General features: G+C 39.2%; 15 protein-coding genes and 1 tRNA gene. 13 read left to right on the plus strand and 3 right to left on the minus strand.

Annotated features, from left to right (window positions below):
• Window positions 1–25 precede the first annotated feature (25 nt).
• Together GILLI_RS13430 and miaB are read right to left on the minus strand one after the other, a co-directional pair.
• Entirely contained in the window at window positions 26–1,276 is a 1,251-nt protein-coding gene (locus GILLI_RS13430; protein WP_006989663.1) for a sigma-54 interaction domain-containing protein, read from the minus strand.
• Window positions 1,277–1,432: 156 nt separating this feature from the next.
• Entirely contained in the window at window positions 1,433–2,863 is a 1,431-nt protein-coding gene (miaB, locus tag GILLI_RS13435; RefSeq protein WP_006989664.1) for a tRNA (N6-isopentenyl adenosine(37)-C2)-methylthiotransferase MiaB, read from the minus strand.
• Between the two features lie 176 nt (window positions 2,864–3,039).
• Between miaB and topA the strand changes: the two genes are divergently transcribed.
• From topA to GILLI_RS13470, 7 genes are all read left to right on the plus strand, one after another.
• On the plus strand, window positions 3,040–5,574 hold the full coding sequence (gene topA / locus GILLI_RS13440) for a type I DNA topoisomerase (RefSeq protein WP_006989665.1): 2,535 nt from the start codon (window positions 3,040–3,042) through the stop codon (window positions 5,572–5,574).
• 3 nt (window positions 5,575–5,577) lie between these two features.
• Window positions 5,578–6,741: a formimidoylglutamase gene (locus GILLI_RS13445; RefSeq protein WP_006989666.1), complete on the plus strand. Its 1,164-nt coding sequence runs from the start codon at window positions 5,578–5,580 to the stop codon at window positions 6,739–6,741.
• A gap of 113 nt (window positions 6,742–6,854) precedes the next feature.
• Window positions 6,855–8,219 (plus strand): T9SS ring complex lipoprotein PorK/GldK, encoded by a 1,365-nt coding sequence (gene porK, locus GILLI_RS13450; protein ID WP_006989667.1) that lies wholly within the window; start codon window positions 6,855–6,857, stop codon window positions 8,217–8,219.
• Between the two features lie 62 nt (window positions 8,220–8,281).
• Window positions 8,282–8,923: a type IX secretion system motor protein PorL/GldL gene (gene porL, locus GILLI_RS13455; RefSeq protein WP_006989668.1), complete on the plus strand. Its 642-nt coding sequence runs from the start codon at window positions 8,282–8,284 to the stop codon at window positions 8,921–8,923.
• A 52-nt stretch (window positions 8,924–8,975) separates the two neighbouring features.
• Window positions 8,976–10,523: a type IX secretion system motor protein PorM/GldM gene (gene porM, locus GILLI_RS13460; protein ID WP_006989669.1), complete on the plus strand. Its 1,548-nt coding sequence runs from the start codon at window positions 8,976–8,978 to the stop codon at window positions 10,521–10,523.
• A gap of 13 nt (window positions 10,524–10,536) precedes the next feature.
• On the plus strand, window positions 10,537–11,430 hold the full coding sequence (gene porN, locus GILLI_RS13465; protein WP_006989670.1) for a type IX secretion system ring subunit PorN/GldN: 894 nt from the start codon (window positions 10,537–10,539) through the stop codon (window positions 11,428–11,430).
• A 103-nt stretch (window positions 11,431–11,533) separates the two neighbouring features.
• Window positions 11,534–12,580 carry an NAD(P)/FAD-dependent oxidoreductase gene (locus tag GILLI_RS13470; protein ID WP_006989671.1) on the plus strand — a complete coding sequence of 349 codons (1,047 nt, stop codon included), beginning with the start codon at window positions 11,534–11,536 and terminating at the stop codon, window positions 12,578–12,580.
• Window positions 12,581–12,671: 91 nt separating this feature from the next.
• Here the strand turns inward: GILLI_RS13470 and GILLI_RS13475 are convergent, their stop codons facing one another.
• A complete protein-coding gene (locus GILLI_RS13475; protein WP_006989672.1) occupies window positions 12,672–13,079 on the minus strand; it encodes a DUF983 domain-containing protein in 408 nt (135 codons plus the stop codon).
• A gap of 58 nt (window positions 13,080–13,137) precedes the next feature.
• Between GILLI_RS13475 and GILLI_RS13480 the strand changes: the two genes are divergently transcribed.
• The 6 genes from GILLI_RS13480 to GILLI_RS13505 all read left to right on the plus strand — a co-directional run bounded on the left by GILLI_RS13480 (window position 13,138) and on the right by GILLI_RS13505 (window position 21,353).
• The gene (locus GILLI_RS13480; RefSeq protein WP_006989673.1) at window positions 13,138–15,051 is read left to right on the plus strand and encodes an ABC-F family ATP-binding cassette domain-containing protein; all 1,914 of its coding nucleotides are present in this window, start codon (window positions 13,138–13,140) and stop codon (window positions 15,049–15,051) included.
• A gap of 81 nt (window positions 15,052–15,132) precedes the next feature.
• Window positions 15,133–16,269, plus strand: coding sequence for an efflux RND transporter periplasmic adaptor subunit (locus GILLI_RS13485; protein ID WP_006989674.1), 1,137 nt, complete (start codon window positions 15,133–15,135; stop codon window positions 16,267–16,269).
• Window positions 16,266–19,469, plus strand: a complete 3,204-nt coding sequence (locus GILLI_RS13490) for an efflux RND transporter permease subunit (protein ID WP_006989675.1) — start codon at window positions 16,266–16,268, stop codon at window positions 19,467–19,469. Before GILLI_RS13485 ends, GILLI_RS13490 begins: the two co-directional genes overlap by 4 nt.
• Window positions 19,453–20,781 carry a TolC family protein gene (locus tag GILLI_RS13495; protein ID WP_006989676.1) on the plus strand — a complete coding sequence of 443 codons (1,329 nt, stop codon included), beginning with the start codon at window positions 19,453–19,455 and terminating at the stop codon, window positions 20,779–20,781. The genes GILLI_RS13490 and GILLI_RS13495 overlap by 17 nt, the downstream gene beginning before the upstream one ends.
• A 33-nt stretch (window positions 20,782–20,814) precedes the next feature.
• Window positions 20,815–20,997: a CPXCG motif-containing cysteine-rich protein gene (locus GILLI_RS13500; RefSeq protein ID WP_006989677.1), complete on the plus strand. Its 183-nt coding sequence runs from the start codon at window positions 20,815–20,817 to the stop codon at window positions 20,995–20,997.
• A gap of 283 nt (window positions 20,998–21,280) precedes the next feature.
• A tRNA-Met gene (locus tag GILLI_RS13505) sits at window positions 21,281–21,353 on the plus strand.
• Window positions 21,354–21,686 lie beyond the last annotated feature (333 nt).

The following is a 21,686-nucleotide window of genomic DNA, read 5'->3' on the forward strand; positions in this document are numbered from 1 at the left end:
TGGTTTTTGCCCGGTGTGGGATTTATTATAGATTATATTGTTTGATTTTTCTGTATAAAGTTCGTTCGCTAATGCCAAGTTCTTCTGCAGCGGTTTTTCGTTTTCCACTATGTCTCTCCAGGGATTTTTTTATAAGCTCCAGTTCTTTATCCTGAAGTGAAAGCGTTTCTTCCTCTTCAATTTCTTCAGCAAAATAATACTTATCTTTTTTATTTTCCTGCTGGTTTTGTGGAATTTGAAGTACTTCCATTTCCTCGTCCTCCATTTCTTCAGATTCTATATCCTCTTCATCTCCATAGATCTTTTGAATGAGTCCTTCTTGTTCTTCCTGAACTTTCTTGTGGTTGCCGCTTTCCATCAATTCCATGGTTAGCTTTTTCAGGTCGTTCAGGTCATTTTTCATATCGAAAAGCACCTTGTAAAGGATCTCTCGTTCATTGCTGAAATCGGCGCCCTTTTTCTTGTCGGCAATGACGGCTGGTAAATTGCTTCCAATATCCGGCAGGTATGATTTCAGGTCTTTTTCGCTAATGCTGCGTTTTTGTTCTAAAACAGAAATTTGTTCTGCGATGTTTCGCAATTGGCGTATGTTTCCTCCCCATTTATATTTCAACAATACCTCAACGGCATCGTCTTCAAGTCGCACGGTTGGCATTTTATATTTCAGGGCAAAATCTGCAGCGAATTTTCGGAATAATAAGTGAATATCTTCCTTTCTGTCTCGTAGTGGTGGTAAATTGATTTCTATGGTGCTCAATCTGTAATAAAGATCTTCCCTGAATCTTTCCTTTTTAATGGCTTCAAACATATTCAAATTTGTAGCTGCCACAATCCTAACATTGGTTTGTTGAACTTTTGAGGAGCCAACCTTGATAAATTCCCCGTTCTCCAAGACCCTTAGCAGTCTTACCTGTGTGGTTAGTGGAAGTTCACCAACTTCATCCAAAAAAATTGTTCCTCCATCGGCAACTTCAAAATATCCATTTCTGGATTGGTTAGCGCCTGTAAAAGCTCCTTTTTCATGACCAAATAGTTCGCTGTCTATCGTTCCCTCGGGAATAGCGCCACAGTTTACCGCAATGTATTTTCCGTGCTTTCTGTGAGAAAGGGCATGAATAATCTTGGGAATACTTTCTTTTCCCACTCCGCTTTCCCCGGTAACCAACACCGAAATATCTGTGGGAGCTACCTGCATAGCTTTCTCCACTGCCCGATTGAGTTTAGGATCATTGCCTATAATCTCAAAACGCTGTTTTATTGCCTGTATAGATTCCATAAGTTGGTCCAGTGATCCCCATTGGGGGAATTAATTTTGTTATTGTTTAAATTTTTCTTCATTCGGTAAAATTTAGTATTCAAAATCTAACCTTTTGCTCAATAATTCCGGTAAAAATAGTAGCCAGGAATGCACAAATATTTCTCTTTCTATCTTCTATCCAACGGCTTTTCCCTTTAAAGTAGCACTGGTACAATCCAGTATCTCCACCTTCACAAAATCTCCTATTTTATAATGTTCTTTCGGAAAAACAGCAACGGTGTTTTGTTGTGTCCTGCCGCTCCATTCAAGATCCGACTTTTTTGATTCCTTTTCAATAAGAACTTCCACGGTTTTTCCAAGAAATTCCTGCGTCCTGTATAAGCTGTGTTTTCTTTGAACGGCCACAATTTCTGCCAAACGACGTTTTTTTATTTCTTCGGGGACATCATCTTCCAGTTTTCTGGAGGCCATAGTGCCCGGCCTGTCTGAATAGCTGTACATGTATCCAAAATCGTATTTTACATAGTCCAATAAAGATAATGTATCCCAATGATCCTCTTCTGTTTCTGTTGGGAATCCTATTATAAGATCCTGAGAAATGGAACAATCCGGCAGGATCTTCCGGATATTATCAATCAGCGTGAAATATTCTTCACGTGTATGTAAACGATTCATCTCTTTTAAGATCCGGTTGCTTCCACTTTGAACCGGTAAATGAATGTGGTTGCAAATATTTTTATAGCGGGACATTAGCTCGATTACATCCAGGGTCATATCTTGTGGATTCGATGTAGAAAAACGTATTCGCATATGAGGTTGAGCTTCAGCAACCATCTTCAAAAGATTAGTAAAATTAGTTGCAGTAGCCTTTTGAATTTCAGAAGCGGTTTTAAAATCTTTCTTAAGTCCGCCACCGTACCATAAATAACTATCCACATTTTGACCTAGCAGGGTGATTTCCTTGTAGCCTTTTTCAGCCAGATCCCTCACTTCTTCAAGAATACTTTGAGGGTCCCGGCTTCGTTCGCGACCCCGTGTGAAAGGTACTACGCAAAAAGTGCACATATTGTCACAACCTCTTGTAATGGAAACAAACGCAGAAACGCCGTTGCTTTGTAATCGCACCGGGGAAATATCACCATAGGTTTCCTCTTTGGAGAGGATCACATTTACCGCATTTCGACCTTCTTCAACTTCTTTGATCAAATTAGGTAAATCTTTATAGGCATCCGGGCCAACCACAAGATCAACGATTTTTTCCTCTTCTAAAAATTTGCTTTTCAAACGTTCGGCCATACATCCTAAAACGCCCACTTTCATTTTTGGATTTATTCTCTTAACGGCATTGTATTTTTCTAAACGTTTACGAACGGTTTGTTCTGCTTTATCTCTAATGGAACACGTATTTACCAATACAAGATCTGCCTCTTCTAAATTTTGGGTGGTATTAAATCCTTCTTTAAGAAGAATGGAAGCCACCACCTCACTATCGCTAAAGTTCATCTGGCATCCGTAACTTTCAATAAAAAGCTTTCGGGTGTTTTCAGTTTTAGGCTCCAGTATAAGGGAATTTCCCTGTAATTCTTCATCTATGATTTTCTCCATAACTCCTTCTCAAGCTTTCGTTTGTTTCGCTGGCAAAGATAGCTTTTAGTTAAGTTGTGACAAAGTGACAGCATAAAAATTTAACCGGTAATTTTAAGGAAGTAAAGCGGATTTTTTAGTAAAAGAGCAGCATATTTAAAAATTGCCCTACTTTTGCACCTAGAAAATAAAGATTTATGGCAAAGAATTTAGTGATTGTGGAATCTCCGGCCAAGGCAAAAACCATTGAGAAATTTTTAGGTAAGGATTATACCGTAGCCTCCAGTTTTGGTCATATTGCCGATTTACCAACCAAGGAATTGGGCGTAGATACGGAGGGAGATTTTAAGCCTAAATATATCGTTAATAAAGATAAAAAGGATGTAGTTAGCAAACTCAGGAAATTAGCCAAGACCGCTGAAATTGTGTGGCTGGCGAGTGATGAAGACCGGGAGGGGGAAGCGATCGCATGGCACCTGGCAGAAGAGTTGAAACTGGATAAAGATAAAACAAGACGAATCGTATTTCATGAGATCACCAAATCGGCCATTTTAAAAGCGATTGACAATCCTAGAAGCATAGATTATAACCTGGTAAATGCGCAACAGGCAAGAAGAGTGCTGGACAGGCTCGTAGGCTATGAGCTTTCTCCTATATTATGGAGAAAGGTAAAAGGCGGACTTTCAGCGGGAAGAGTGCAATCTGTTTCGGTAAGGTTAATTGTAGAACGCGAGCGGGAGATCCAGGATTTTAAAGCAGAAGCCTCTTTCAGGATCGATGCTGAATTTACTACGGAAGAAGGAAAAACCTTTAAGGCGAAGCTTCCGAAAAATTTTGACACTAAAAAAGAGGCTGAGGATTTTCTGAAGAAAAATACCGGCGCCAATTATAAAGTAGCAGATCTTTCTACCAAGCCTGCAAAAAAATCACCTGCACCACCTTTTACAACTTCTACCTTGCAACAGGAAGCTGCAAGGAAATTGTATTTCTCGGTAAGTAAAACAATGACAATGGCTCAACGTTTATATGAGGCCGGTCATATTACCTATATGAGAACGGATAGTGTAAATCTTTCTGAAGATGCGAGAAAAGGGGCAAAGCAGGAGATCCTAAAATCCTACGGAGAAAAATATTCAAAAACCAGGCAATTTAAAGGGAAATCAAAGGGAGCTCAGGAAGCACACGAGGCAATTAGACCTACCAATTTTGAAAATCATACGGTAAAAGCAGATCGCGATGAGGAGCGCCTGTACGAATTGATTTGGAAGCGTACCGTTGCATCTCAAATGAGTGAAGCAGAGTTGGAGAGAACCAATGTTAAAATTGATGCAGATAAACATACTAAGCAGTTTACAGCAAACGGAGAGGTCTTAATTTTTGATGGGTTTTTAAAAGTCTATCTTGAAGGAAGCGATGATGAAGATGAGGAACAGGAAGGAATGTTGCCTGCTCTAAAGATAAATGAAAAGCTGGAAAACAATTATATAACAGCTACCGAAAGGTTTACAAGACCTCCTTATCGATATACGGAAGCTTCTTTGGTGAAAAAACTGGAAGAACTTGGAATTGGTCGACCTTCAACCTATGCACCAACTATTTCAACCATTCAAAACAGGAATTATATTGAAAAAGGTTCGATAGAAGGGATGGAGCGAAATTATGCGCAATTGATCCTTAAAAATGATACGTTTAGCGAAAAAATGCTGTCCGAAACGGTAGGAAGTGATAAAGGTAAATTGGTTCCCACTGCGGTTGGAACTGTTGTTAATGATTTTTTAGTAAATCATTTCTCGAACATTCTGGATTATAATTTCACAGCGAAAGTGGAGCAGAGTTTTGATGATATTGCTGAAGGAAATGAAGAATGGACCAAAATGATGCGGGATTTCTATTCAGAATTTCATCCACAGGTTCTGGATGTTGCCGAAAACGCAGAAAGGGAAGTAGGAGAGCGAATTCTTGGCGAAGATCCTGAAACTGGAAAACCAGTAAGTGTGAGATTGGGTAAATTTGGGCCTATGGTACAAATTGGTTCTGTGGAGGATGATGAAAAACCACGTTTTGCCGGCTTGATGCCGGATCAAACTTTAGACTCTATTACCTATGAAGAAGCTATGGACTTGTTCAAGCTTCCAAAGGAAATAGGGGAATATGAAGGAGAAACAGTAGAGGTGAATAATGGCCGTTTTGGTCCTTATGTGCGCTATGGAAAAACCTTTGTTTCTCTAGATAAAGGAGAGGACCCAATGATTGTGGATATGGAAAGGGCTTTGGAGCTGATTAAAGCCAAGGAAAAAGCAGACGCTCCTATTTATGTTTATGATGGAAAACCTGTTCAAAAGGGAGTAGGTAGATTCGGTCCGTTTTTAAAGTGGAATGATATCTTTATCAACGTTAATAAAAAGTACGATTTCGATAATTTAAGCGATGCTGAGATCGAGGAATTGATTGAAGATAAGAAGAGAAAAGAAATAGAAAAGGTTATCCATAATTGGGAAGAGGAAGGAATTAGAGTTGAAAAAGCACGCTGGGGCCGTTCCAATATCCTAAAGGGAAAAACCAAAATTGAATTGCCGAAAACAGTGGATGCTTCAAAATTAACTTTAGAAGAAGTTAAAGAGATCCTGGATAAAAAAACCAAGAAACCTGCAAAAAAGAAGCCGGCAGCGAAGAAGAAAACTTCAGCCAAAAAAGCAGGAACTGCTAAAAAAACCACCACAAAAAAGAAGTAATTAATGGATTTTGAATTTTTAAATCCTCTGGATGAGGAATTTTTGGAAGAAATTAATTCTTTTGAATCTAATACCCTAAGCGGGCAACTAAAAATGCATTCCAGGAAATCTGGTATTCCGGAATTGGAGGACATAAGAATTGCTGTTTTTGGAGTTAAGGAAAATCGACTGGCAATTAAAAATGGCGATGAATTCCTAAACTTTAACGGAATTCGAAGAGCTTTTTATAGTTTATTTCCGGGAAACTGGTATTTGAATATTGCAGATCTTGGGGATATAGAAAAGGGAGAAACCGTAGAAGATACGTACTTTGCTTTACAAACCCTGGTAAAAGAGCTTGTTAAAAAAAGGATAATCCCGGTAATTTTGGGAGGAAGTCAGGATTTGATATATGCCCAATACCGCGCCTATGATACGATTTCACAAATGGTGAACCTTGTAAATATAGACAGCCGTTTTGATTTAGGCGATGCAGAAAAACCTATTAGCAACCGGTCTTACATTGGGAAGATCGTTGTAAATAAACCTTATAATCTCTTCAATTATTCAAATGTGGGGTATCAAACCTATTTCAATTCTCAGGATGAAATAGAATTGATGGAGCGTTTGTTCTTTGATGCCTACAGGTTGGGAGAAGTGTCAAAAAATATAACCACTATTGAGCCTGTGATGCGGGATGCCAATTTGGTTGGAATAGATTTGGGAGCCGTGAATTCTTCGGTTATAGGGAGAAGTCATTTGAATTCCCCCAATGGATTTGACGGAAAAGAGATTTGTGCCCTTGCCCGGTATGCCGGAATTAGTGATAAGGTAAGCTCTTTTGGAATTTATGAATATTCTTCAGATTTTTCAGGAACAGGAAATATGCTTATCGCTCAAATGCTTTGGTATTTTATTGAAGGAGTGAATTACAGAACGGATGAAGATACCCTTTCAGCAAAAAAGGATTTTATAAAATATCAGGTTCCTATTGATGATGAGGTGCTTGTGTTTTTTAAAAGCCCGGTAAGCGGAAGATGGTGGATAGAAATACCATTTATTTCCAATTCCAATACTAAATTAAAAAGGCATACGTTATTACCTTGCAGTGAGGAAGATTATTTAGAGGCCTGTAATCAGGTAATTCCTGAAAGATGGTACAAAACAAAGAGAAAGAACGAATTATAAAAAATAATGGCTTATTAAGATTTAGAGTATTTTTACCGTGCCTATTGTTTTTTATAAAATAATTGGATAGGTTTACCACCTAAATAAAATTTGCCGTAACCCTGAAAGATATTATGAAGAAAATCATTTCGCTTATTGCCATTATTGCAATTCTTGCTGGTTGTAGTCGTGGAGATCGTGGTCAGCTGGTTGGAGCACAAGGAAAAAAGTGGAATCCGGAAAAACCTTACGGTATGGCATTGGTACCAGGTGGTGCCTTTATTATGGGTAAGGCCGATGATGACATGGCAGACATGAAAAATGCTCCTCCCAAAACAGTAACCGTGCGTTCTTTCTATATGGATGAAACGGAAATAACCAATGCAGAATACCGACAATTTACCAACTGGGTAAGGGATTCTATCGTTAGAATGAGATTGGCTATTGAGGCCGATTTTGAAGGAAATGTTGCTGGTGATGATGGAATTGGGGAATATGCCTTTTTAGACAGTGATCCTGAGAACATGACCGTTTATGAGAAGTATATGTATGATAACTATACCTCATTTTCTGAAGATTACCAGGGAAGAAAACTTAATAAGGATATTGATATTATTTGGGATACCCGTGATTATCCGGATGAAGCCTATGCAAGGGTTATGGATACCATGTACATCCCATTAGAAGAATCATACAACGGCCAACGTACTATTGATGTCAAGAAATTAAAATTCAAGTACCGATGGATGGATATTCAGGCCGCGGCAAGATCTAAAGCTCAAAAGCGAAGTGATTTTATAAAAACTGAAGAAGTATTGGTTTATCCGGATACAGCAGTTTGGATCAAGGATTTCAATTATTCCTATAACGAACCTATGCATAATGATTATTACTGGCATACAGCCTTTGATGATTACCCGGTGGTTGGAGTAACCTGGGAGCAGGCTAAAGCCTTCACTCAATGGAGAACCTTATATCATAATGCTTTCAGAAAGAAAAAAGGAGATCACGATGTTCCCACTTATAGATTGCCTACAGAAGCAGAATGGGAATACGCTGCACGTGGCGGATTGCAATCTGCTACATATCCATGGGGTGGTCCTTACGCCAAAAATGACCGCGGTTGTTTTATGGCTAACTTTAAACCTTTAAGGGGGGATTACGCTGCAGATCAGGCTTTGTACACTGTAGAAGCAAAATCTTACGAGCCCAATGATTACAACCTATATAATATGGCCGGAAATGTTTCGGAATGGGTGAATTCCTCCTACGATCCATCTTCCTATGAATATATGTCTTCCATGAACCCGAATGTGAATAATGAAGATGATTTTAGAAAAGTTGTTCGCGGAGGTTCCTGGAAGGATGTTGCTTACTTTTTGCAGGTGAGCACCAGGGATTACGAATTTGCAGATACCGCGAGAAGTTATATAGGCTTCAGGACTGTTCAGGATTATCTTGGAACCGATTTGACCTTAAATCAACCTCCGAAAAATTAAAACCCAATACTATCAACCTATTTACAAAACAACCCAAAAAAACAAATTAATATCTTTTTACTATGGCGAATTCAAAGAATAAAATGAAAATAATGAACATGGTGTATGGTCTAGGTGCATCTGTGGTAATTCTAGGAGCACTCTTTAAAATTATGCACTGGCCTTTTGGTAACGAAATGCTTATACTTGGGCTTGTAACAGAAGCCATTGTTTTTGCTGTTTCAGCATTTGAACCTGTTGATGATAACCTGGATTGGTCTCTTGTTTATCCTGAATTAGCTGGTGGAATTGCCGCTGAAAGACAATCATTGATAGAAGAAAATAAAGAAACCGATGTTTCTCTTTCCAAAAAACTGGACGATATGCTTAGAGAGGCTAAAATTGATGCGAACCTAATGAACAGCCTTGGAGACAGCATTCGTAATTTTGAAGGAGCTGCAAAATCCATATCTCCTACGGTAGATGCGATGGCTTCTCAAAGAAAATACAGCGAAGAGCTTACCATGGCTGCTGCTCAAATGGAAACCTTGAATAATCTTTATAAGGTACAGGTGGAATCTTCGGCAAGACAGTCAGAGATCAGTCAGGAAGTTGCTGAGAATGCCTCTAAACTTAAAGATCAAATGGGGTCGCTGGCTAACAACCTTTCTTCCTTAAATGGAGTGTATGGAGGTATGTTAACCGCTATGAATGTAAGAGCTTAAGTAATTAGTTGTAAAGACTATCAATATTAATACTATACTAAACTAATTATACATGGCGTCTGGAAAACAATCACCAAGACAGAAGATGATAAACCTGATGTATTTGGTTTTCATTGCAATGTTGGCTTTAAATATGTCCAAAGAGGTTCTTACCGCTTTTGGATTAATGAATGAAAAATTGGCAGAATCTAACGAGACTACCACTCAACGAAACAGCGCGTTTATGGCGGGGCTTGAAGAGAAGGTAGGTGAGCAGCCAGCAAAGTATGCTCCTCTAAAGGAAAAAGCCGATAAAATTGATGAACTTTCAACAAATTTTAATAATTATATCGAAGGAATTAAGGCAGAATTGACCAAGGATAGGGTTGAAGAAGCCGATAGAACAGATTATGAAACGATGGACCGCTCAGACCAGCTGGATGAGATGTTCTTCACGGGAGGTAGAAATACAGTGAAAGGTGAGGAGTTTGTTCAACAAATTGCAACATATCGTGATGGTGTGGCCTCGTTAATTGAGAATGAGTTCTCATCGATTGCTTCAAATGTAAAAAATGAATTCGCCACAGAACCTGTTCAAGATAGAAACGGGATTACTAAGCCGTGGTTGGAATACCATTACCAGGGATATCCAATGATTGCTTCGCTTACAAAACTAACCCAGTTACAGGCAGACGTGAAAACAACTGAAAGTGAAATTCTTTCGGCTATGCTTTCGGGACAATTGCAAAGTGAAGTATCGCTTACCAATTACGAGGCAATTGTTGTCCCAACGAAAACAGCCTTCTTTTCCGGTGAAAACTTTACCGGTAAAATCGTGCTAGGCCGTGTTGATAAAACTTTGAAGTTTGACAATGTTGTTGTAAATGGAAGAAAAGTTGAAAGCAATGAAGCCGGACAGGTATCTCTAAGTTTTCCTGCTGGGAACGTTGGAGAACAGGACATAAAAGGTGAAATTCAGTTTAAGGAAGGTGACTCTGTAGTGAGTATTCCAATTTCTAGTTCGTACGCTGTAATACCCAAGCCTAATTCTGCCGTAATTTCTGCAGATAAAATGAACGTGGTATACAGAGGGGTGAAAAATCCAATGACAATTTCCATTCCTGGTGTTTCTAGTGTTACCGCCAATGCCCCGGGATTATCTCCTGCAGGTGGAGCAGGAAACTATGTTATGGATGTAACTACGCTGCAGGCTCGTGAGGTAACTATTAATGTAAGTGGTAAATTACCTGGAGGAGAAACTGTTTCAGATAGTAAATCATTTAGAGTTAAGGATATCCCAAGTCCGGTAGGAACGATAAGAGGAGAAGACGGATCGGTTAAAATGCCACGTAATAATCTTGAAATTGCAACCGTTGGAGCGGCACTTCAGGACTTCGATTTTGATATTGGCCTTAGTATTACCGGTTTCAGTTTCAAGGTTTCAGGACAACCAACCATAAATGTGCGGGGTAATAAATTAGATGCACCTGCTAAAGCTGCATTAAGACGTGCAACAAGAGGAGAAACCGTGCAAATTTTTGATATAGAAGCACAATTGGCTTCAAATACAGGATATAAGCTTAAAAAAGTATCCCCTGTATTTGTAGAGTTAACAAATTAAAAAAATCAGTACAATGAAGTGGAATCAATTTTTGATAGGGGTGTTTGGATTGTTTGTTAGTCTTTCATCGTTTGGGCAATCAAACATGTTAAACGCAAAATCTCCGGATGATATCGGAAAATTATCTGATGCAGAACTGGTGGTAAAGAAAGAAAGCACACCATTGGAATATGGTTATGTTGATGACAGAGATATCCTATGGTCTAAAAATATCTGGGAGGTCATCGATTTGGATGAAAGAGTGAATTTTCCGCTTTATTATCCTATTGACACCAACAATATTGGATCCAACCGAAGATCGCTTTACGATGTCTTGATGACAGGAATTAGGAGTGGAAAAATTAAGAATATATACGCAGATGCCTATTTCAATGAAAAGAGGACACTGGAAGGTATAAGTGCTGCTATTTCCAAAGTTGATACAACAGATCTTGGTGTTGAACAATACAACGCTGGGGAGCAAATAGATGAGCAGTTTATAAATAGAAGGGATATCACCTCTGCTGATATAGCTCAATATCATATTCGTGGGATGTGGTATTTTGATAAACGCCAGGCAGAGATGAAATATAGATTATTGGGGATAGCTCCTGTTGCTCCCGATGTAAATTTCCTGGATGATGAAGAGCCGGATCTTGTTGAACTTTTTTGGGTATGGTTCCCGGATGCACGGGAAATCTTATTTGAGAATGAGGCTTTTAATGGAGGGAATTCATCCCAATCTATTACCTATGACCATTTGTTGAATGCACGCAGGTTCAATGCAGTTATTTATAAGGAAGATAACGTGCAGGGGGATAGGGGAGTTAATGATTATATCACCGAAAATGCGTTTATGCAACTTCTGGAGTCTCAGAGGATAAAAGAGCAAATCAGAAACTTTGAACAGGACATGTGGAACTACTAAGAGTCTTTCGGCTTGTCGAAACCGCTTTTATTAGTTAATGATATATTTAAAAAAATAACTTTTAAACGCTCCGTTATAACGGGGCGTTTTTTAATTGAAACCTATGTTGGATTATATCCTTGTTGGAGCTGGATTAAGTGGGATTGCGGTCGCGGAAAAATTGATTGATTCAGGTAAAAATATTCGGGTCTTTGAAAATCATTCCCAGTCCTCTTCCACAGTTGCAGGAGGAATTTATAATCCGGTTATTTTAAAACGATTTACTCTTGCCTGGGAAGCAGATGAACAGTTAAAAACCGCAATTCCGTTCTACCGTTCTCTGGAAAAAAAACTGAAAACCTCTTTGATCAGTGAAATGCCTGTTTATAGAAAATTTCATTCGGTAGAAGAACAGAACAACTGGTTTGCTGCCATGGATAAACCATCGGTCGCCGCGTTTCTTTCCCCGAATCTAATCTCCCAAATAAACCCAAACATTCCTTCTGATTTTTCTTTCGGAATGGTAAAAAATACCGGTGTCATTAATACAGAATTACTTTTGGATGCCTACAGGAAGTATTTAAAAGAGTTGGATGTTTTCATAACTGAAGATTTTCAGTACGATATGCTTCAGCTCAAAAATGATCAATTTAATTATAAGGGTTTTCAGTCGAAACGAATTATTTTTTGTGACGGTTTTGGTATGGCCAGGAATCCATTTTTCAATAAACTTCCGCTGAATGGGAATAAAGGGGAATATTTAATTATCAAATCTGAAGCCCTTAAACTGGAAGTGGCTGTGAAATCATCGATTTTTATATTGCCATTGGGAAAGGATCTTTATAAGATTGGCGCAACTTATAACAACAAGGATAAGACTCCGGAGCCAACAGAGGATGCAAGGGAATATTTGCTGGAAAAGCTACGCACATTGATTACCTGTGATTTTGAAGTGGTAGGGCAGGTTGCCGGAATTCGTCCTGCAACCGCCGATAGAAAACCACTGGTAGGAGAGCATTCGGAGTATAAGGGGATGTTTTGCTGTAATGGTTTTGGCAGCCGGGGTGTTTTAATAGGTCCCACAGTGGCAAGGAAATTGATAGATTTTATTGAAAATGGTACGCCCATACCTTCAGATATCAATATTAGGAGGTATGCTAAAAAATGTTAATCCCTAATTGAGGGTTTAAATCCCCGAGGCCTGCCCGAAATGAATTTCATTCAGGCGGGCTTGCCTCGAGTTTTTAAAAATATTTTCCAATTCAAACCTCGTGGGCTTGCCCCGAGGTTCTTGATTCTGGTTTTTTATAATGAAGAAACATATTTATCCAGATATTTCTTGAAAGCCTGATTATAACAGGCATAAAAACCACCAGTGTACCAGTAATTGCAATGAAAGTAGTCATAGGTCCCCCTCCAAATAAAAAATAAGTAATAATAAAAGCTGCCACGGCAAATGCAATTCCAAGAGCATAGCTCACATACATGGCTCCAAAGAAAAAGGAGGGTTCTATCTTATATTTGGTTTCGCAATTGGAACAACGTTCGTGCATCTGGAAAATTTTGGTCATTTTATAAGGGTTGGATTCCTTATACATACTTTCTTCCTGACAAACCGGACAGGTCCCTGTAAAAATGCTGTATAACTTGGAACCCTTTAAGAAACTCATTTCTATTTTTTTAGCATCACAAAAATAGGCATCTTTGCAAAAATATTATAACAATACAATGCTTAACATTCATAATTTATCTATCTCCTTCGGCGGAGAGACTTTGTTTGACGAAATCACCTTTAGATTGGGTGCGGGAGACCGTGTAGGCCTTATTGGTAAGAACGGAGCCGGGAAATCCACGATGCTTAAAATACTTTCTGGAGAACAGGAAGCAAACACCGGCCAGATAGCCAAAGATAAGGAACTTAAAATAGGATTTTTAAAACAGGATATAGATTTCATACAGGGAAGAACTGTTCAGGAAGAGGCTCAACAGGCTTTTGAAGAGATAAAAGCCATCGAGAAAAAAATGGAATTTATCAATGAACAACTCACTACCAGAACCGATTACGAAAGTGAGGCGTATATGGATCTCATTCATGACCTTAGCGAAATTACCCACCAGTATGAAATTATTGGAGGATATAATTATCAGGGGGAAACTGAAAAGGTTTTAACCGGACTTGGTTTTGAAAGAAATACCTTCGATAAGCTTACGGAAACTTTTTCCGGAGGATGGAGAATGCGTATTGAACTCGCGAAACTACTTTTACAGAGCAATGATATCTTGTTGCTGGATGAGCCAACAAACCACCTGGATATTGAATCTATCATCTGGCTGGAATCATTTCTTACCAATTACCCGGGATGCGTGATTATTGTTTCTCACGATAAAATGTTTCTGGATAATGTCACCAACAGGACGATCGAGATCTCTTTAGGTCAAATTTACGATTATAAAAAATCCTACTCAAAATACCTTGTGCTTCGTGAAGAATTGAGAACGCAGCAGCTTGCTTCTCAAAAAAATCAGGAAAAACAAATTGAGCAAACTGAAAAACTGATAGAGAAATTCAGGGCCAAAGCTTCCAAAGCTTCTATGGCACAGTCGCTAATTAAAAAACTTGATAAAATAGACAGGATTGAAGTAGATGAGGATGATAATGCGGTGATGAATGTTAGGTTCCCAATTTCTATTCAACCTGGAAAAATTATTATTGAGGGGGAAAATATAGGAAAAACTTACGGTGAACTTAATGTTCTTGAAAATATTGATCTTTTGATAGAACGAGGGAGCAAGATCGCGTTTGTAGGGCAGAACGGACAGGGAAAATCTACACTGGCTAAGATCATGGTCGATGAAATTTCCCATACCGGAAAAATGAAGCTGGGACATAATGTTCAAATAGGTTATTTCGCACAAAACCAGGCAGAATATCTGGATGGTGACAAAACTGTATTGGATATTATGATAGATGCTGCTACAGAAAAAACCCGTAGCAAAGTAAGGGATATGTTGGGTTCATTTTTGTTTAGAGGGGATGAGGTCAGTAAAAAGGTAAAAGTGCTCTCTGGTGGTGAAAGAAACCGTTTGGCGCTTTGTAAGCTTTTGCTTCAGCCGTTCAATGTGCTTATTATGGATGAGCCAACCAACCACTTGGACATAAAATCCAAAAACGTACTAAAGGAAGCACTTAAAACCTTTGAAGGAACGTTGATCCTGGTTTCTCATGACAGGGATTTCCTTCAGAATCTTACCTCGACGGTTTATGAGTTTAAAAACAAAAAAATAAGGGAGTATCTGGGAGATATAGATTATTATCTCGAGCAGCGAAATGTGGAGAACATGAGAGCTATCGAGAAAAGGGATAAAGTTGCGAAAGAGGATAATAGAAATTCTGACAATAAGCAAGCTTATAACGATCAAAAGAAATCTAAATCTTTAAACAATAAGCTAAGTAATACAGAGGCTAAGATTGGGAAGCTGGAAAAGGAATTGAAAGAGAAAGACCTTGAAATGGCCCAAAATTATGACAAAGCCATTGCCAAACCCCATTTTTTGGAAAATTATAAGAAGAAGAAAAAAGAGTTGGAACATCTAATGAAATCCTGGGAAGTTTTGCAGGAAGAATTGGAAACTATGAATTAGGTAGCTATTTGTTTATTTTTAACCTTTGTTGATTAAACGTTTCCTATTTTTAGAAGTCTAAAGTTTAATTAAAAACAATACATGCGTAAAATAATTCTTTCCCTTCTGGGGTTACTGCTTATCATAGCGGCCGTTTTTGGGGCCAGGGCAATTATTAACAGCAATACAATAGAACGTCCACCATTGCAAAAAATAGTGAAAACGGTTTTTGTTGATACCGTGCTCAATAGGGAAGTTCCTATAATTATACCTGCAAATGGAACCGTAACCGCTCTTGGTAAAACCGAATTATTTTCAGAAGTAGAAGGAGTTTTTAGAAGCAGCAGTAAAGAATTCAGGCCTGGACAAACCTATCAAAGAGGGCAGGTATTATTGAATATAGACGCTTCAGAATTTGCAGCCAATGTGCGCTCTGCCCGAAGTGAATTATACAACTCCATCACAGCCATCATGCCCGATCTTCGGCTGGATTATCCAGAGCTCTATCCAAAATGGGAGCGTTATCTCAATAATTTTGATGTAAATAAAAATCTCTCTGCGCTGCCCGAAACGGCTTCAAACCAGGAAAAGTATTTTATCTCGGGAAGAGGGATCGTATCCAGCTATTACAATATTAAGAACCTGGAGGCAAGGCTTAACAAATTTACCATTATAGCACCTTATACCGGAGTGTTGACAGAGGCTTTGGTCACCCGGGGATCTCTTATTCGCCCGGGCCAAAAACTGGGGGAATTCATTGATCCTACAGAATTTGAACTGGAAGTGGCCATTACAAAATCCTTTAGTGACCTCCTTAAAATTGGAGAAAAAGTAAAGTTGGCAAATCTGGAAGGCTCCCAGGCTTACGAAGGCGAGGTAAGCAGAATTAATAGCAGAATAGACCAGGAATCTCAATCTATACAGGTATTTATAAAAATTGAAGATGAACGGGTGAAGGAAGGAATGTATCTTGAAGCCAATCTCAATGCCGGTATAATAGAAGAGGCTATTGAAATTCCCCGGGAATTACTGGTAGATCAAAACCGGGTATACGTGGTGCGGGACAATGTACTGCAACTTGTAGAGATAGAGCCGGTGTATTTTTCATCAGAAAAAGTAGTGATAAAAGGCCTGGAAAACGGTGTCAAATTGATCTCTGCTCCTGTTCCCGGAGCATTTACAGGAATGCCTGTAGAAATAAGCCAGGTTCCCAACCCCGTTAAAAACCGGCAAAATTGAGAAAATTAATTAGTTACTTCATAAAATACGAGGTTGCGGTAAACGTAGTGATCTTTGCCTTTGTGATCTTTGGGATCGTGGGGATCATGAATATGAAATCTTCTTTTTTTCCGCTGGAAGAATCCAAGATCATAAATATCAATGTAGCCTATCCCGGTTCTTCTCCTGAAGAGATCGAGGAAGGGATCATTCTTAAAATTGAAGACAACCTCAAGGGGTTGATAGGGATTGACCGCGTAACTTCAGTAGCCAGGGAAAGTGGAGGCTCTATTACGGTAGAAATTGAACGAGGGGAAAATATTGATGTGATCCTTGCCGAGGTTAAAAATGCCGTTGACAGGGTGCCCAATTTTCCAACGGGCATGGAACCCCTGGTTGTGGCCAAGCAGGAAAATGTGCGTTCTACCATTACTTTTGCTATTAGCGGAAAAGGAATAGGCCTTTCTACTCTCAAGCAAATAAGCCAGCAAATAGAAAATGATCTCAGGGCGCTGGATGGGATCTCTCAAATTGAGATCTCTGGTTTTCCTGAAGAAGAAATAGAGATCGCCGTACGCCAGGATGATCTTCTCGCGTACAATCTCACATTTGAAGATGTTGCTGCCACAGTTGCCAATGCAAATATATTAAGCACGGGTGGAACTATAAAGACCTATGCTGAAGATTATTTGATAAGGGCAAACAACCGCGCGTATTATGCCGATGCCTTAAATGATCTCGTCGTTCGTGCCAATCCTTCCGGCCAAACTATTCGCCTAAGTGATGTAGCCGTAGTACGGGACAGGTTCTCTGAAACTCCCAATGCATTGTATTTTGACGGAGATATGGCCGTGAATATGCAAATAAGCAATACAAATAATGAAGACCTTCTATCTACGGCAGAAAAGATCAATACTTATGTAGAAGAATTCAATGAGAAGAATACCAACCTGCAACTAGCTGTTGTAAGCGATTCATCCATTTCTTTAAATCAGCGTACACAGTTGCTGGTGGAAAACGGAATTATAGGGATGTTATTGGTGTTGTTTTTCCTTTCCTTCTTTCTCAACACCAGGCTCGCATTTTGGGTAGCTTTTGGTTTACCGGTCGCATTCTTAGGGATGTTTATTTTTGCCGCTCAATTTGGAGTAACCATCAACGTGCTTTCTCTTTTTGGGATGATTATCGTAATTGGGATCCTGGTAGATGACGGGATCGTGATCTCAGAAAATATCTATCAGCATTATGAACAGGGGAAGAATCCCGTTCAGGCTGCTCTTGAAGGGACCATGGAAGTGGTTCCTCCGGTAATCTCAGCTATTATTACTACCGTTCTGGCCTTTGGGACCTTCTTGTTCCTGGACAGCCGGATAGGGGAGTATTTTGCTGAAGTTTCTACCGTGGTTATTTTAACTTTGATGGTCTCCCTTGTAGAAGCATTTATCATTCTTCCTGCGCACATTGCCCATTCCAAGGCACTGGTGCGTCAAAAAGATCTTCCTAAAAAGAAGCGGAAGATCGATAAAGTATTTGAAACCTTGCGGGGCTTCAACAGGACCGGAGACAAGATCATGGTCTATTTAAGGGACAAAACCTACAGCCCTGTGCTAAGGCGGGCAATTAATCAACCGGTACTTAGTTTTTCTATCCTGGCCGTGCTCCTCATCCTTACCATAGGGGCTATAGGTGGGGGATGGATACGCGTGACCTTATTCCCCAGTATTGCCAGTGACCAGGTTTCAATAGACTTGTTAATGGCTGAAGGTACAAACCCTGCAAAGACAGATTCCATAATTACCCTGGTTGAAGAAGCTGCCTGGAGAGTCAATGAAGATTTTACCTCCCGGCAAACCGGAAATTTACCTGTAGTAGAGAATATCATTAGACGGGTGGGGCCTGGTAATAATAAAGCTTCCCTAAGAGTAAATCTATTGCCCGGGGAAGAAAGAGATTTTGGTTCCCCCGAAATTACCAACGCTATTAGAGAAGAAGTAGGGCCCGTATTCGGGGTTGAAAGCCTCACTTTTGGTTCAGGAGGAAATTTTGGAGGAAGTCCGGTTTCTGTTTCTTTACTGGGAAACAATATCTCTGAACTAGAGGCTGCGAAAGAAGAATTGAAAGTGATCTTTGAAAACAACTCTTTATTAAAAGATGTTACAGATAATGATCCAAAGGGGATAAAAGAAATCGATATTAAATTGAGACAAAATGCCTACGCACTTGGACTAGACCTTAATGCAGTAATGCGCCAGGTGCGAAATGCCTTTTTTGGTACCCAGGCCCAACGCTTCCAGCGTGGGCAGGATGAAGTTCGTGTATGGGTGCGGTATGATCTTGCAAACAGGTCATCCATCACCAATTTGGACGACTTCCGGGTGGTAACCCCAAGCGGGAACCGTGTCCCCTTCAGGGAAATTGCTTCTTACGAGATTGTTCGCGGTACAGAATCTATAAGCCATCTTGATGGAAAACGCGAGATAAGGGTAAGTGCAGATATGGAAGATCCCAATGGAAGTGCTACAGATATTCTTTTTGATATTCAGGAGAACGTGATGCCACAAATCTTGAATAGGTATTCTTCACTTTCCGTTTCTTATGAAGGCCAGAATCGGGAAGGGGATAAGTTGATCAATTCAGCAAAAAAGGTTTTGCCAATCGTACTGTTTCTTATTTATGCCACAATAGCCTTCACCTTTAGAAGTTACAGTCAGCCGTTGTTGCTTATGCTTATGATCCCGTTTAGTGTGATAGGTGTGGCCTGGGGACATTGGTTCCACGGCTTCCCCATTAATTTTTTATCTGCCCTGGGCATTATTGCCTTGATAGGTATTATGGTAAATGACGGGCTGGTGTTTATAGGTAAGTTTAACAACCTTTTAGTGGGGGGAATGAAGTTTGACAATGCGCTTTACGAAGCCGGAAGGTCGAGATTCAGGGCTATATTTTTAACTTCCATTACAACCATTGCGGGGCTTGCCCCTTTATTACTTGAGAAAAGCAGGCAGGCCCAGTTCCTTAAACCAATGGCCATCTCTATAGCCTATGGAATTGGTATAGCTACGGTATTGACCCTGTTGTTGCTTCCTCTTTTTCTATCACTTAGCAATTCTCTCAAAGTTGGAACTTCCTGGTTGGCTTCCGGAAAAAGGGTTGAAAAAGAATCGGTAGAACGAGCAATTAAAGAACAAAAAGAAAAAGAGGCCCATGCAGATAATACATAAATCCTTTCTTTTCCTTTTCCTTATTTACGTGGGAGGTAGCTATGCACAAACTAGTGTTATTAGTAAAGAGGAAGCAATCGTTAAAACTCTTGAAAACAATTACGGAATAAAGGTTTCTCAAAATAATGTCGAGATCGCCGATAATAATCGGAATATTTTAAATTCGGGATATTTGCCTTCTTTAAGTGGAATAGCTGGTTTAAATTACAATATTGAAGATATCAATGCCACTTTACAAGGAGGAGATGAAAGAGAAATTGAAGGGGCTAAAACAAACCGGTATAATGCCTCTATAAACCTTAATTATACCTTGTTTGACGGATTGGGAAGATGGTATAACTTTAAACAACTTAAGGAACAGTATAATCTCACAACCCTGGATGCAAGGGAAACCATTGAAAATACAATCCTGCAATTACTAACGGTCTATTTTGAGGTGGCGCGGCTTACAGAAAATGTAGATGTACTGGAAGAAACGCTTGAAATTTCCAGAGACCGGATAATCCGGGCGCAGTATCAATTCGAATTTGGACAAAGCAACAGGCTTGCCATATTAAATGCAGAGGTTGATGTTAATAATGACAGTATTAATCTTTTAAACGTTCAGCAGCAATTGGATAACGCCAGGCGGGATCTCAACGTAATCGTCAATGATCAGGAAATTCCTTTGGATGCATTTCTGGTAGATACTACCGTGGCTTTTATACCTAAGCTACAACTGGAATCCTATCTTTCAGAAGCAAAAATGAACAATGTTTCCCTCCTTCGTGCAGAAAGTACGATCTCAATTTCAGAATATGCTTTGAAAGTAAGTAAATCCGGATATTTGCCTACTGTAGGTCTTAACGGTTCGTATGGATGGAATACAGCAAGCTTGCCAGCGACTTCCTTTGTACAAACGAGCACGACCTTAGGATATGCAGCAGGATTAAGTTTGACCTGGGATCTTTTTGATGGAGGTGCTACAATTACCAACATAAGAAATTCTAAGGTGAGGCTTGAAAACGAGGAATATATTAAAAAGCAGATCATTCTCGAGGTGAACAGAGATATCGCAAATGCTTTGGGGAATTATGAAAACAAGCGCTATATCTTTGAAGTACAGGAGAATAATGTGATAACCAATCAAAATAACTTTGAACGCACAGAGGAGCAGTTTAAAATAGGACAAATAACTTCCATAGAATTCCGGCAGGCACAAATCAATTTACTCAATGCCAGAACCAGTAAAAATCTCGCGAAGTACGATGCGAAATTAGCCGAAATACAATTGCTGCAGCTCACAGGTCAACTTCTTAACGTTGAATTTTAATAGGGAATTCTTAACCCCTTAATCTAAGTACAGATGAATGAACATGTTTTCCAATGTCCTTATTGCTGGGAAGAAATTTCAATGCTTCTGGATGCATCGGTGAACTCACAAACTTATATTGAAGATTGCGAGGTTTGTTGTAATCCCATAGAGATTTTTGTCCGTTTTGAGGAAAATGAATTAATAGAATTTTCAGCAAACAGCATTGAGCAGTAATTTTTTTAATGCTGAATAATCTTTTTCAAGAGTTCAAAAAAATCCAAATTTATTTAGATGGATCGCCTAATATTTTGAAAATCAAAGCAGTGTTTGGAATCTAGATTTAGATGTATTTTTTCTAAGGTGGTTATAGCGGAATCCAACCGATGAATAAATTAATTTTTTAAAATTTTTCTTTGTAGAAGAGGAATTCTATTGTATATTTGCACTCCAATAACGAAGAAAGCTTTTAAGCGAGTAAAGTTATTTATAAACTTGACATTTTAGATTAAAGATATATCGCGGGATAGAGCAGTAGGTAGCTCGTCGGGCTCATAACCCGAAGGTCACTGGTTCGAGTCCAGTTCCCGCTACTAGGAAAGACAAGGCTTCACAGAAATGTGGAGCCTTTCTTGTTTCTAATGGGTGCAGAATAGGTGCAGAATATGCTCATTTTCGTTGGGTAATATTGTTTAATCTCCTTTGAATTCTCTTGTTATTAAATTTTATGAATTTGGGTTATGAAATGCAGAAATCAAGGATATTACTTTTCTCTCAAAAATAATTATAAGTAAGCAGGACCACTATCGTTTAAAAGGGCTTGTATTTTTAACTGTGGTTCTATGCGATGTCAAAAGATGAGTGGTTAAAATGCATTTATTAAATCTAGACCTTACTCAATTTCAAAAAAAGACCTTGATTACCTT

The organism is Gillisia limnaea DSM 15749 (assembly GCF_000243235.1).
In the GTDB taxonomy this organism is placed as follows: domain Bacteria; phylum Bacteroidota; class Bacteroidia; order Flavobacteriales; family Flavobacteriaceae; genus Gillisia; species Gillisia limnaea.